At 38.9% G+C, this 13,600-nt stretch carries 12 protein-coding genes; all 12 read left to right on the top strand.

The annotated features are described in order from the left end of the window. Positions 1 to 72 precede the first annotated feature (72 nt). The 12 genes from rho to PATL70BA_RS04615 all read left to right on the top strand — a co-directional run bounded on the left by rho (position 73) and on the right by PATL70BA_RS04615 (position 13,595). The gene (rho, locus tag PATL70BA_RS04665) at positions 73 to 1,563 is read left to right on the top strand and encodes a transcription termination factor Rho (RefSeq protein WP_330510238.1); all 1,491 of its coding nucleotides are present in this window, start codon (positions 73 to 75) and stop codon (positions 1,561 to 1,563) included. Between the two features lie 134 nt (positions 1,564 to 1,697). Further along, positions 1,698 to 1,907 carry a 50S ribosomal protein L31 gene (gene rpmE / locus PATL70BA_RS04660; protein WP_125136295.1) on the top strand — a complete coding sequence of 70 codons (210 nt, stop codon included), beginning with the start codon at positions 1,698 to 1,700 and terminating at the stop codon, positions 1,905 to 1,907. A gap of 252 nt (positions 1,908 to 2,159) precedes the next feature. Continuing rightward, positions 2,160 to 3,101, top strand: a complete 942-nt coding sequence (locus tag PATL70BA_RS04655) for a DUF1385 domain-containing protein (protein ID WP_125136294.1) — start codon at positions 2,160 to 2,162, stop codon at positions 3,099 to 3,101. Beyond that, positions 3,088 to 3,951, top strand: a complete 864-nt coding sequence (gene prmC / locus PATL70BA_RS04650) for a peptide chain release factor N(5)-glutamine methyltransferase (RefSeq protein WP_125136293.1) — start codon at positions 3,088 to 3,090, stop codon at positions 3,949 to 3,951. Before PATL70BA_RS04655 ends, prmC begins: the two co-directional genes overlap by 14 nt. A gap of 15 nt (positions 3,952 to 3,966) precedes the next feature. Then, a complete protein-coding gene (gene prfA / locus PATL70BA_RS04645; RefSeq protein WP_125136292.1) occupies positions 3,967 to 5,031 on the top strand; it encodes a peptide chain release factor 1 in 1,065 nt (354 codons plus the stop codon). 139 nt (positions 5,032 to 5,170) lie between these two features. Continuing rightward, positions 5,171 to 5,314: a hypothetical protein gene (locus tag PATL70BA_RS16205; RefSeq protein ID WP_172596105.1), complete on the top strand. Its 144-nt coding sequence runs from the start codon at positions 5,171 to 5,173 to the stop codon at positions 5,312 to 5,314. Positions 5,315 to 5,380: 66 nt separating this feature from the next. After that, a complete protein-coding gene (locus tag PATL70BA_RS04640; protein WP_125136291.1) occupies positions 5,381 to 6,673 on the top strand; it encodes a dihydroorotase in 1,293 nt (430 codons plus the stop codon). 2 nt (positions 6,674 to 6,675) lie between these two features. After that, complete coding sequence (gene pyrF / locus PATL70BA_RS04635; RefSeq protein ID WP_125136290.1) at positions 6,676 to 7,599, top strand: orotidine-5'-phosphate decarboxylase; 924 nt, start codon at positions 6,676 to 6,678, stop codon at positions 7,597 to 7,599. A 14-nt stretch (positions 7,600 to 7,613) separates the two neighbouring features. After that, a complete protein-coding gene (locus tag PATL70BA_RS04630; RefSeq protein ID WP_125136289.1) occupies positions 7,614 to 8,672 on the top strand; it encodes a carbamoyl phosphate synthase small subunit in 1,059 nt (352 codons plus the stop codon). A 33-nt stretch (positions 8,673 to 8,705) separates the two neighbouring features. Then, a complete protein-coding gene (gene carB / locus PATL70BA_RS04625) occupies positions 8,706 to 11,933 on the top strand; it encodes a carbamoyl-phosphate synthase large subunit (protein WP_125136288.1) in 3,228 nt (1,075 codons plus the stop codon). Then, a complete protein-coding gene (locus PATL70BA_RS04620; protein WP_125136287.1) occupies positions 11,914 to 12,693 on the top strand; it encodes a dihydroorotate dehydrogenase electron transfer subunit in 780 nt (259 codons plus the stop codon). The genes carB and PATL70BA_RS04620 overlap by 20 nt, the downstream gene beginning before the upstream one ends. Continuing rightward, positions 12,693 to 13,595 carry a dihydroorotate dehydrogenase gene (locus PATL70BA_RS04615; protein WP_125136286.1) on the top strand — a complete coding sequence of 301 codons (903 nt, stop codon included), beginning with the start codon at positions 12,693 to 12,695 and terminating at the stop codon, positions 13,593 to 13,595. Before PATL70BA_RS04620 ends, PATL70BA_RS04615 begins: the two co-directional genes overlap by 1 nt. Positions 13,596 to 13,600: the final 5 nt, after the last annotated feature.

Raw genomic sequence — 13,600 nt, 5'->3', positions numbered from 1 at the left:
TCTTGTTTTTATATTCACTTTGACTCACAACCCATATAAAATTACAAACTACATATTATTAGGAGGCCTGTTTTGAGCGTTGATTATTCAAAAATGACATTGGTTCAATTGCGTGCTAAGGCGAAAGAAATCGGATTGAGAAGCGTTACATCTTTTAAAAAAGCTGAATTGGTCATGCTATTGACTGAAATTCAAATGAAAGAAGACGCAAAAGCCGAAAAAGACCAAAAAGAAAATAAGAAGAAAGCAGATAAGACTAAAACAGAGGAAAAAAAAGAAATAAAGACAAAAAAAGAAGTGAAAAGTAAAAGCAAATCCTCTAAGTCCGAGTTAGCAGACCAATCTAAAGATCAGGAAGAAGTATCCAAAGAGCGTCCTGAAGTCACTGAGGAGAAAAAAGTTGAAGTACCTCAGGATCCTAATGGATTAGACAGTGGGCAGATTGCTTTTGGTATATTAGAAGTATTACCGGATGGCTTTGGCTTTATTCGTTCGGACAACTATATGCCTGGCGATGATGATGTCTATGTTTCACCTTCTCAAGTTAGACGTTTCAATCTTAAAACCGGTGATATGCTAAGAGGAAACATAAGAGTTGCTAAGGAAAATGAAAAATTTAGAGCACTACTCTATGTTCAATCCGTTAATGGTGATTTACCATCAGTTGCAGCTAAACGACCCAACTTTGAAAGTCTAACCCCAATCTTTCCTAATGAACGTTTGCATCTTGAAACAGAGTCTAGCGAACTGGCTACACGTTTGATTGATTTTATAGCACCAGTTGGTAAAGGTCAAAGAGGTATGATTGTAGCACCACCTAAAGCAGGAAAAACCACACTACTTAAAAAGGTTGCAAATGCAATCACACAAAACCATCCGGATGTATATCTGATTGTATTGTTAATTGATGAACGACCTGAGGAAGTAACGGATATTAGGCGTTCAATCAAAGGTAAGAATGTAGAAGTTATTTATTCAACTTTTGATGAACTACCTGAACACCATAAAAGGGTTTCAGAAATGGTACTATCACGAGCAAAACGATTGGTTGAACAGAAAAAAGATCTGGTTATTTTATTAGATAGTATTACAAGACTTGCCAGAGCCTATAATCTCATTATTCCACCAAGCGGTAGAACCTTATCTGGTGGTCTTGATCCTGCGGCACTACATATGCCGAAAAAATTCTTTGGCGCAGCCAGGAATATTGAAGAAGGCGGTAGCTTAACGATATTAGCTACGGCGCTTATTGAAACAGGAAGTAAGATGGATGAGGTTATATTTGAAGAATTCAAAGGGACCGGAAACATGGAAGTTGTTCTTGATCGTAAACTCTCAGAACGTCGCATATTCCCAGCCATAGATTTATCCAAATCCAGTACGCGTAAAGACGATTTGCTTTATACGGAAGAAGAACTGGAAGCTGTTAACAAACTAAGAAAAGTCAGTGCCAATATGAGATCAGAAGATGTCATTGATTCTATGTTGAAAGTCTTTATGGATACGAAGTCAAATGCTGAGTACATTCATAAACTATCAAAAAATATTTTGTCAAACTATTAAAAAGATTGATAAGTAAAAATATTTATGTTATAATTTAAGAGCTGTTTTGAGAAAAATTAATTCTCAATCGAAAATATTGCTCGATATATTATGTCGGTCATATAATATTAGCACGGGCGAAAGAGGTGAAAAGAATGAAGCAAGGCATTCATCCGGTTTATAATCAAGCAACAGTTAAATGTAACTGCGGCAACGAATTTGTTACTGGGACTACAAATGAATCTATACACGTAGAGATTTGCTCAAAATGTCATCCGTTCTATACAGGTCAACAAAAATCTGTTCAGGCACGTGGACGTATTGATAAATTCAATCGTAAATTCAGACAAAACACAGAAGCATAAGAACAAAGAGGCTACGCCTCGCTTTGCAGTGCAAATTGTTCCGGCAGGAAAGATTTACTTGATCGTTACATAGCAGAGACTTTCCTAAAGAAGAAAAAACGAAGAGCTGAGGTTTTCCTCAGCTCTTTTCTATAAAGGTTATGGGGTATTGGATTTTTATTGGCAGCTCTAATAAGAGTGTGATATACTAAAGAAATCTTAAATGCAGAGCTATGGTGTTTGGGATAAATATAAACAGATGGAAGTGATATTATGGAACGACCAAGTATTGGTGGTCAAGCGGTCATTGAAGGCGTCATGATGAGAAACAATGAGAAGTACGCTACAGCCGTTAGAACATCCGATCAAAAAATAGTATTAGATAAAAGAGAATATGTGAGTTTGACAAAACGTTACAAAATCTTAGGCTTACCTTTGATTCGTGGTGGGGTTGCATTTTTGGAATCTATGGTTATTGGTATGAAGATTCTTACCTTCTCAGCCGAGTTTTTTGAAGTAGAAGGTGAAGAGGAAGCCCCTTCGAAGTTTGAAAAGTTTCTTGAAGCAAAATTTGGCGATCGTATGAACGATATTGTTATTGTGATTTCAATGGTACTTGCATTAGCATTGTCCATTGGTTTATTTTTCATTGTACCGGCATTTTTGTCTCAAATCATGGGAAGGTTTTTACCGGAAGGCCGTTGGATGAATCTGATGGATGGAATTATTAGAATTCTAATCTTAATTGGTTATATTTTCCTTATCTCCAAAATGAAGGATATACAAAGAGTATTCGAATACCATGGTGCTGAGCACAAAACCATTAATTGCTATGAAAGTGGTGATGAAGTTACAATAGAGAATGTTATGAAACATTCACGTTTTCACAAGCGATGTGGCACCAACTTTATTTTTATAATTGTGACGGTGAGCATTGTTGTATTGACCATTATTAATGTTCAGACTTTTTGGTTACGTATCGGTGTAAGGCTATTGGCATTGCCTTTGATTGCAGGTATTTCCTATGAGTTACTAAAAATATTCGGTAAGTTTGACAATGGACTTATTAATATTTTTGCATCACCTGGTATGGCCCTGCAAAGAATCACAACCAGTGAGCCAGATGAAAGCCAGGTAGAAATAGCTATTACAGCCTTTATGAATGTATTAGAAGAAGACACATGGAAAGATGAACCCATAGATGAATCAGCATAAAATCAGTGAGGTATTAGCAGATGCTAAAAAAGAATTCGATATTGCGAACAAACAAGATTCCGAAGTGGATGCCAGGTGGTTATTAGCTGAACTACTAGGATGTAGTATGACAGAGCTTACACTTTTACAGGAAAAGACTTTGTCAGATGAGATTTATCTCAGTTTTATGAATCTTATACGGCGCCGTTTATCAGGGGAACCTCTTCAACATATACTAGGATATCAAAATTTTTATGGTTATGATTTCAAGGTTAATGGTCATGTCTTAATACCTAGATTTGAAACAGAAGAACTGGTGGAAAAAGCCATATCTATAATCAAAGAAAAAAGAATGAAAGATGTTATAGATATGTGTTGTGGTAGTGGTTGCATTGGTATAACATTGTTAAAGGAATGTGCAGATATTCATGTATATGGTGTCGATGTATCAAATGAAGCAATTTCTATAACCCAGGAAAATGGTCTTAATCTAGATGTAAGTGATAGACTTACATTATATGAAAGTGATCTATTTCTAGAATTGCCTCAATTAAGCGTGGATATGATTATTTCTAATCCGCCCTATATATGTACAGAAACCATTCATGGTCTGAGCATAGAAGTCAAAGACCGGGAACCAAACTTAGCACTGGATGGTGGCATCGACGGATTAGATTTTTATAGACGCATTGTTGTAGAAGGTAAGCCTTACTTAAAAGAAGGTGGCTATCTACTTTTTGAAATTGGCCATGATCAAATGGAAGCTGTTTGTAGGTTGATGGAAGAAAATAATTACCAAAATGTAAAAGGTTATAAAGACTTGTCTGGAAATGACCGAATGGTTATTGGGCATAAACAAGTTAGAAATTAAAATAGAGGTGAAAAGATGTTTGATAGATTAGAGGGTCTGGTTGCAAGGTATGAAGACATATCTCAAATGATTAATGACCCGGAGATGATTTCCCAACAAGATCGATGGCGCAAGTTGATGAAAGAACATAGTGATTTGTCAACTATTGTTGAAAAGTATAAGCAATATGTTGCAACAAAAAATAACATTGAAGAAATGTTGATGATTTTAGACGAAGAGTCTGATGAAGAAATGAAAGAAATGGCCAAGGAAGAGTTAGCAGAGAGTAAATCCTTGTTAACGATACTAGAAGATGAAATCAAAATTCTACTTATACCAAAAGACCCAAATGATGAAAAGAATGTTTTTGTCGAGATAAGAGCAGGTGCCGGTGGCGATGAGGCTGCTTTATTTAATGCTGAGTTGTATAGAATGTATAGTCATTATGCGGATTCAAGAAGATGGAAGATAGATGTCGTTTCAGTGAATGAAAACGGTATTGGTGGTTTCAAAGAAATTATTTTTGAAATCAGTGGCAATAATGTATATTCAAAACTCAAGTATGAAAGTGGTGTCCATCGAGTACAAAGAATTCCCGCTACAGAATCAGGTGGCAGGATTCATACTTCAACGGTAACTGTTGCAATGATGCCGGAAGTTGAGGATGTTGAAGTCGAACTGGATATGAATGATTTACGAATTGATGTATTTAGATCCTCCGGAAATGGTGGCCAATCGGTTAATACAACAGACTCAGCAGTACGTGTTACCCATATCCCAACAGGCTTGGTTGTATCCTGTCAAGATGGTAAATCACAACTGAAAAATAAAGACAAGGCTTTACAAGTTCTACGTTCAAGACTCTATGAGATGGAGCTTCAGAAACAGCAATCAGAACAAGCTGAGAGTAGAAAAAGCCAAGTCGGTACAGGCGATCGTAGTGAAAAAATAAGAACCTATAATTTCCCACAAGGACGTGTGACGGATCATAGAATCAAATTAACATTACATAAACTGGAAGCAATTTTAAATGGTGATCTAGATGAGCTTATTGATAGTCTCACCACGGCAGATCAAGCCGAGCGATTAAAAAATATGTGATGATTAACCATGACTAGGATAACATAACCGTTGACATTCTAGATACCCTATGTTAAAATCTATTGAAATTAATAAAGCATATTTAGCGTTACGCATGCTAACTTTAAATTGGTCCAGAGAGGCCGAAAAGGGAGGAAATATGATGCGAGACATCGGTGCGTATTTTTATAGTGAGAAAAAAAGGATAAAGTGTGTAACAAGTAATTTGGTAGAGGGTATGTATTATACCAATCTGTCAGAATTAGCCGTTGACGTTTATAGAACAATAAATGATTGGTATTAAGCCAATTCGTTTATTGTTTTTTTATAACCACAATCATTTAAGTTCATTTAGAAATGGAGGTAGCCAATGAAAATACTTATTAAGCATGGTAGAATCATTGATCCGTCATCTGGAAGAGATGAAATATCCGATATATTGGTGGAACGGGGAAAAATAAAAAAAATCGGCCATATTCCAGATAACAAAGACGTAACCATCATTGATGCAAAAGGATGTTGGGTAATACCTGGACTCATTGATGTTCATGTTCATCTAAGAGAACCGGGATATGAATATAAGGAAGATATTGAGTCAGGTACTTTAAGCGCTGTAGCAGGTGGTTTTACCACGGTATGCTGTATGCCTAATACCAAACCGGTTATCGATTCACCTAAGATTATCAAACATATCATTAAGAAGGCCAAAGAGAAAGGTCATGCCCATGTACTGCCTATTGGCGCCATTACCCTTGGTCAAAAAGGTGAAGTATTAGCATCAATTGATATGATGGTAGACAGTGGTGCCATTGCCATTAGTGAAGATGGGCGGTCGGTCTTAAATGCCAAAATTCTTAAAACAGCCATGTTTGAAGCAGCAAGACTTAATATTCCGGTTTTATCCCATTGTGAAGACGATGATCTGGCTAATGGTGGCTGTATGAATGATGGTCAACGATCAAAAGAACTGGGACTTCCTGGCATACCTAATGATGCAGAAGACATTATTACAGCCAGAGATATTCTACTTGCAAAAAGTACAGGGGCAAGACTGCACCTTTGCCATGTCAGTACAGCTGGAAGTGTGGATTTAATAAGAGAGGCAAAAAGCAAAGGTATTCACGTAACCGCAGAGGTATGTCCTCATCATTTCACCTTAACAGATGAAGCTGTAGATGGACAAGACGCCAACATGAAAATGAACCCGCCTCTTAGAACCCAAGCAGATGTAAATGCCATACTTGAAGGACTAAAAGATGGTACAATAGACATAATAGCCACAGATCATGCACCACATGCACCTTCAGAAAAAGATAGTGGCTTTGACAGTGCGGCCAACGGCATAGTAGGTCTTGAAACAGCCCTTGGATTGTCTTTACAAACACTGGTACATTCTGGACTTCTAACACCGAGTCAACTTATAGAAAAGATGAGCTTGAATCCTGCCAAGTTGTTAGGGATTGATAAAGGTAGCTTGGAAGTAGGGAAAATGGCAGACATAACCATCATACAACCCGAAGAAGATTATGTGATTGATAAGAACACATTTAAGTCCAAAGGACGTAATACGCCTTATGATGGGGTAAAAGTAACTGGTAAAGTTAAGTACACCCTTGTAAAAGGTGTGATAAAATATGACGACAATGAAAATCAGGAGGTATAAGAATGATTGATCAGCTTATTAAGAAAATAAATGAAACACAGAATCCGACGGTTGTTGGTTTGGACCCAAGACTGGATTATATACCGGAATATATTCGTGAAAAAGCTTATGATGCTTATGGAAAAACATTATCCGGTGCCGCATATGCCTTCCTCTTGTTCAACAAAGCTATTATTGACGAGATTTATGACATTGTACCAGCAGTTAAGCCACAAGTCGCCATGTACGAACAGTATGGGGCAGCAGGTATGCAAGCTTATATTGATACCATCGCTTATTCTAAGGAAAAAGGTATGGTTGTTATTGGAGATATCAAAAGAAGTGATATTGCTTCAACAGCCGAAAGCTATTCTGATGGCCATATCGGTCGTGTGTTAGTGGAAGAGAATCAATTTGAAGTCTATAAAGAAGACTTTATAACATTGAACCCATATCTTGGGTACGATTCCATAGAACCTTATATGAGTAACTGCGAAGCCTATGATAAAGGTCTGTTCGTGCTGGTAAAAACCTCCAACCCAAACAGCGGTGAAATCCAAGACATTATGGTGGGGTCCGAACACTTGTATGAGTACATGGGTGGGCTGGTCTCAAAATGGGGTGAAGCTTATATGGGACAATCCGGTTATAGCAGAATTGGTGCTGTCGTAGGTGCAACCCATTCTAAGCAGGGTCAAGTACTGAGAGGCATTATGCCCAAGACGTACTTTTTAGTACCGGGCTATGGGGCACAAGGGGCAACAGCTGAAGATCTTGCAGGTTGTTTTAATAAAGATGGCTTGGGGGCTATTGTAAATTCCTCAAGAGGCATCATTGCTGCTTACCAAAAACCCGCTTATAAAAAGGACTTTGATGCCAAAGATTTTGCAAAAGCCTCACGTCAAGCGGCACTGGACATGAAAGCTGATCTTAACCGCGTTTTATAGAGAGGAATCCTATCATGAAGGCAAAACTTATATTAGAAAATGGAACAGTATTTGAAGGCAAAGCTTTTGGATATATGAAGGAGACTGTCGGTGAGGTTGTTTTTAATACCAGCATGACCGGCTATCAAGAAATTTTGACAGATCCTTCTTATTACGGCCAGATTGTAACCATGACCTACCCTATGATTGGTAATTATGGTTTGAACCTAGATGACCATGAATCCGCCAGCGTTAAAGTAAAAGGCTTTGTTGTCAGAGAAAAGGCGGACAATCCAAACAATTGGCGTTGCGAATTTGAAATCGATGAGTATCTAAACCGTCATAAGATATTAGGTATCGAAGGTATTGACACAAGAGCATTAACAAAAATAATCAGAAATTCAGGTACCATGAAGGGTATCATTACAGTAAGAGACCTAACACAGAGTCAAATTGCTAGTAAATTTAATGGTTTTCATAATGACAAGGCGGTTGAAGAGGTCACTTCTAAAGAAGTAAAAGTGATAGAAGGCGACGGTATTCATATTGTAGCCATGGACTTTGGTATTAAAAATAATATTTTAAGATCTTTTAAAAATAGAAATTGTAAAATAACCTTAGTACCTGCGCATACGAAAGCAGAAGAAATACTTGCTCTTAGTCCAGATGGTGTTTTTCTATCCAACGGACCTGGTGATCCTAAAGACGTAGCAACCGTTATACATGAGATTAAAAAACTTATTGGCAAAAAACCGATAACAGGTATTTGTCTAGGACATCAATTGCTGGCGTTGGCCCTTGAGGGCGATACAGAGAAGTTAAAGTTTGGACATAGAGGTGCGAACCATCCGGTTAAAGACCTAAGTACAGGTCGGGTTATGATTACTTCTCAGAACCACGGCTATGTGGTTTGTGAAGATGGACTTCCTGAAGGTGTAGTAGTTACTCATATCAATTTAAATGATGGTACAGTCGAAGGTATGAAACATCATGAACATCAGATTTATAGTATTCAATTTCATCCGGAAGCTTGTCCCGGACCTCATGATACAGACCCTATATTTAATGAATTCATAGAAATCATGACACCATGAGACCTATCGTGATGGATAAGAAAGGATAACAATATGCCAAAAGATAATTCAATAAAAAAAGTTCTGGTTATAGGCTCGGGTCCAATCGTCATTGGACAAGCAGCAGAGTTTGACTATTCAGGAACACAAGCATGCCAGGCATTTAGAGAAGAAGGGGTCATTACTGTACTTGTCAATAGTAACCCTGCGACCATTATGACAGATAAAGAAGTAGCAGATATTGTTTACATAGAACCCTTAACATTACCATTCTTGGAAAAAGTAATTGATAAGGAACGTCCGGATAGTCTAATAGCAGGCATGGGCGGGCAAACCGGACTGAATCTGGCTGTTGAGCTTCATGATGCAGGCATTTTGGAAAAATATAATGTAAAAGTTATAGGCACCCAGATTGATGCAATCAAAGAAGGGGAAGACAGAGAAGATTTTAAGAAATTAATGGAAAAAATCGGTCAGCCGGTTATTGAAAGTAAGATCGTAACCACTATGGAAGAAGGTGTGGATTTTGCATCTCATATCGGATACCCCGTCGTGGTTAGACCGGCGTATACCTTGGGTGGATCCGGTGGCGGTATTGCAGAAGACAGAGAAGAATTGAAGCAGATTCTGGCATCAGGCCTTCAACTGTCACGGGTTGGTCAGGTTCTTCTTGAGAAATCCATTAAAGGATGGAAAGAGATTGAATATGAAGTCATGCGTGATTGTGCAGGTAATGCCATCACCGTATGTAATATGGAAAACATTGATCCGGTAGGTGTTCATACTGGAGATAGTATTGTTGTTGCACCCTCCCAGACCCTATCGGATGTGGAATATCAGATGCTTAGAAAAGCTTCCTTGGACATCATCAATGAAGTGGGTATTGTCGGAGGTTGTAATGTACAACTAGCTCTTCATCCGGAAAGTTTTGAATACGCCATTATTGAGATCAACCCAAGAGTGAGTCGGTCTTCAGCGTTGGCTTCAAAAGCAACAGGCTATCCCATTGCAAAAGTGTCGGCAAAACTAGCACTGGGCTACCGATTAGACGAAATTCAAAATGCTGTTACCAAAAAAACACAAGCTTGCTTTGAGCCCACGTTAGATTATTGTGTCATCAAAATACCCAAATGGCCTTTTGATAAATTTAGAAGAGCTAAGAAAACGCTGGGTACCAAGATGATGGCTACAGGGGAAGTTATGGCCATTGGCAATAATTTTGAAGCAGCACTACTTAAAGCAGTGCGGTCTTTGGAGATTGGTCAATATAGCCTACATCATAAAAAAGCGGCATCCAGAGATATGGATGAATTAAAAAAAAGAGTGCAAGTACCGGATGATGAGCGGTTATTTGACTTAGCTGAGTTAATCCGTCGTGGCTATAGAATGGATAAGATCTGTAAGATCACGGGGATGGATATCTATTTTGTTAACAAAATCAAAAACATCGTAGACGAAGAAGAAAAGTTGAGAGGCATGAGCATTGACCAGATTGATCGTGACTACATGAAATGGTTAAAAATCAAAGGTTTCTCAGATAAAGCCATCGCTGATTTTGTTGGATGTATGCCCATAGAAGTCTTAAACCTCAGAAAAGCCTACCATATAGAAGCTGTCTTTAAGATGGTGGATACCTGTGGAGGCGAATTCGAAGCTGTATCACCCTATTATTACTCGACTTATGATGAAGTCGATGAAGTGGCGGTATCAGATCGTAAAAAAGTCTTAGTTATTGGATCGGGTCCCATACGTATCGGACAAGGGATAGAATTTGATTATTGCTCAGTGCATTCTATCTTAGCCCTTAAGAAAGCGGGCATAGAGACTATTATTGCCAATAACAATCCGGAAACAGTGAGTACGGACTTTGATACGGCTGATAAACTATACTTTGAACCTTTAACAGAAGAAGATGTGCTGAATATCATCGAAAAAGAAAAACCGGATGGGGTGATCTTACAATTTGGTGGACAAACAGCCATTAAATTAGCCGGTTTCCTAGATCAGATGGAAGTACCGATTCTTGGAACAAAGCCAAAACAAATAGATGAAGCTGAAGACAGGGAAAAGTTTGACGACCTCATGGAGAAACTGGATGTAGCAAGACCAAAAGGAAAAGCTGTCTGGTCAATAGAAGAAGGTCTTAAAGAAGCGGAACTCTTAGGTTATCCAGTACTTGTTCGCCCATCTTATGTTCTAGGGGGACAAGGTATGGAAATCACGTATAATGATATAGAGCTTAAGAACTACCTTGGACCAGCTTTTGAAAGAGATCATAAAAATCCGGTACTTATTGACCGGTATTTAACCGGTAAGGAAATCGAAGTGGATGCCATCTGTGACGGTGAAAGTATCTTAATACCCGGTATTATGGAACATTTAGAAAGAGCCGGGGTCCATTCAGGTGACAGCATATCCATTTACCCACCACGAAGCTTATCAGACGCTTTAAAGCAACAGATTCTGGTACAGACAGAGAAAATCGCCATAGCCCTTCAAGTTGTGGGTATGATTAACATTCAGTACATTGAATTTGAAGACGTGTTATATATCATTGAAGTGAATCCTAGATCTTCAAGAACAGTGCCTTATATTAGTAAAGTGACCGGCGTCCCCATGATAGAACTGGCAACGAGAGCGATGTTAGGTGAAAAGCTCGTGGATATGGGCTTTGGAACCGGCATATACAGGGAAGCTGATCTTGTAGCTATCAAAGTTCCGGTCTTTTCAACCCAAAAGTTACCGGATGTTGAGGTTTCACTAGGGCCTGAAATGAGGTCCACTGGCGAAGTCCTAGGTGTCGGAAAAACCTTCGAAGAAGCATTATACAAAGGATTTGTTGGATCAGGTATGGGCATTATCAAGCCAAAAGGGAATATTCTAGCCACCATTAAGCCTATTGATCAGAAGGAATTCATACCAATGGCCAAAAAATTTATTGAGATGGGGTATCGATTTATCGCAACAGAAGGAACAGCCAGGGTTCTTAAGGAAAATGGCATGGATGCACAGATTGCTAAGAAGATCAATGAAGGCGTTCCTAATATTCTGGACTTAATCAGAAGCGGACTAATTGATGTTGTTATTAACACGCCAACTAAAGCAAATGATGTAACGAGAGATGGTTTTAGAATACGTAGAGCAGCTATAGAGGCCACGGTTCCGGTATTAACGTCTCTTGATACAGCTCAAGGCATGCTGGACATCATATGCGCCGACATGAATGAAGCGACCATGTCAATCTATAATATGGGAGAATTATATGTGCCAAACAAGTTATAAAAGTAAAATCAACTGTAAAATTATAGAAAACATTCATTTAATTGACCAAGTATATGAAATGGTTCTTGATTGTCCATCTATTGCTATGGAGGCAAAAACGGGCCAGTTTGTAAACCTGTATTGTCATCATAAAGGTCGATTATTGCCAAGACCTATTAGCATCTGCGAGATTGATAGGAAAGGGGGGCGTCTACACCTTGTATATGCGATCCTAGGTGATGGTACGGCCGAGTTTGCCTCTTATGTGTCAGGTGAGCAGATTGAAGTGTTAGGGCCCTTTGGTAATGGTTTTAAGTTTGACCCAGATTATGAAGAAGATGTTTTGATCATCGGTGGTGGTGTAGGCACACCACCCCTTGTACAACTGGCTAAAGAGTTGAAAGGTAAGAAAACCATTGTCGTTGGGTTTAGATCCAACCCTTACTTGATAGAACGTTTGGAAAAATACGGTAAGGTTTATGTGACAACAGATGATGGTTCAACTGGCTTTAAAGGCCATGTGGTGGCACTTCTTGAAGAAAAAGGTCTGCAAGGCACGATATATGCTTGTGGCCCTACACCCATGCTTAAAGGTGTAAAGGATTATGCAAGTAAGAACAACCTTTCGGCACAGCTTTCCTTAGAAGAACGTATGGGATGCGGCTTCGGCGGTTGTGTAGGTTGTGTGACCAAAATTGTAGCAGAAACAGAACTTGGATTTACGTATAAAAAGGTATGTAAAGACGGCCCGGTTTTTGATGCTAAGGAGGTGCTGTTCTAATGAATTTGGGTATAAACATTGCTGGCGTTGAACTAAAAAACCCTATTATGACCGCTTCCGGTACTTTTGGTTCCGGTAGAGAGTATGAACCCTATGTTGACATGAACAAGATTGGGTGCGTGGTGGTAAAAGGCGTGGCCAATGTACCATGGATGGGCAATCCGGCACCAAGAATTGTAGAGACTTATGGTGGTATGATTAATGCAGTAGGTTTACAAAATCCCGGCGTTGAAGCTTTCATTGCCGAAGATATTCCTTTTTTAAGACAATTTGATACAAAGATTGCCGTGAATCTTGCAGGAAGAACCATTGAGGAATATGTAGCCGTGGCCAGTCGACTGGCTACTGCAGATGTGGATTTTCTAGAACTGAACATTTCTTGTCCGAATATAAAAGAAGGCGGTGTAGCCTTTGGTATAGATCCTAATATGGCTATGAAGGTTACGGAAGCGGTTAAAAAGGTAGCAAAGCAGCCCCTGATTGTTAAGCTCAGCCCTAATGTGACGGATATTACAGAGATTGCAAGAGCGGTTGAAGCAGGTGGTGCAGATGCGGTATCACTAATAAACACGCTTATTGGCAGCCGTATTGATATTCATAAGCGACAATTTATTTTATCAACGAAGCAAGGCGGTTTGTCCGGACCGGCCATTAAACCGGTAGCAATTAGGATGGTGTATCAAGTGGCAAATACCATTAGGCTACCTATTATTGGCATGGGTGGTATTATGACAGGTGAGGATGCTATCGAATTTATGATGGCAGGTGCTACCGGAATAGCTGTAGGTACTGCAAATTTATTAGACCCTTGTGCCACCATGAAAATACTTGACGAAATGTTGATTTTCATGCAAAATAAGGGAATAGAAAATATAAATGATATTGTAGGCATTGTAAAATGATTAAT

Origin of the sequence: Petrocella atlantisensis, assembly GCF_900538275.1 — a bacterium.
Taxonomy (GTDB): domain Bacteria; phylum Bacillota; class Clostridia; order Lachnospirales; family Vallitaleaceae; genus Petrocella; species Petrocella atlantisensis.
The sequence above is the reverse complement of the archived record's forward strand: the minus strand, read 5'-3'. Positions and strand labels throughout refer to the sequence as shown.